At 59.3% G+C, this 369-nt stretch carries 1 pseudogene; it reads right to left on the reverse strand.

Annotated elements, in window-relative coordinates:
• A pseudogene (locus G6017_RS15160) lies at positions 1 to 369 on the reverse strand (cytochrome P450); the annotation flags it as partial.

Below are 369 nucleotides of genomic sequence, written 5' to 3' on the forward strand. Positions count from 1 at the left end.
GAACTCCATCGGACGGTCGATCAGGTCCTTGGTGTTCTCGTTGCTCTGCAACATGGTGATCAGATCGAAGCCGGGTTCCTCCCCGGCTTCTGTCCGGGCCTTCTTGTCGTACCACAGAGAACTCAGACCGCTCGCCATCTCGCGCATTCCGTCGAACGTCTCGTCGAGGTCCGCGGGACCACCGTTGGCCTCCTCGAACGACGTCGCCATATCTGACCAGTACACGAGTTTGCGACGTTCCTCGTAAGGGAAGTCCAAGAGCGTCGCGAGCATCCGAGCTGTCAATTCGATCGAGACGGTCTGCACCCAATCGAAAGGCTGATTCACCGGCAAGCCGTCGAGCACCTCGCGAACCCGAGACCGAATGAG

The organism is Dietzia sp. B44 (genome assembly GCF_014145245.1).
In the GTDB taxonomy this organism is placed as follows: Bacteria; Actinomycetota; Actinomycetes; order Mycobacteriales; family Mycobacteriaceae; genus Dietzia; species Dietzia natronolimnaea.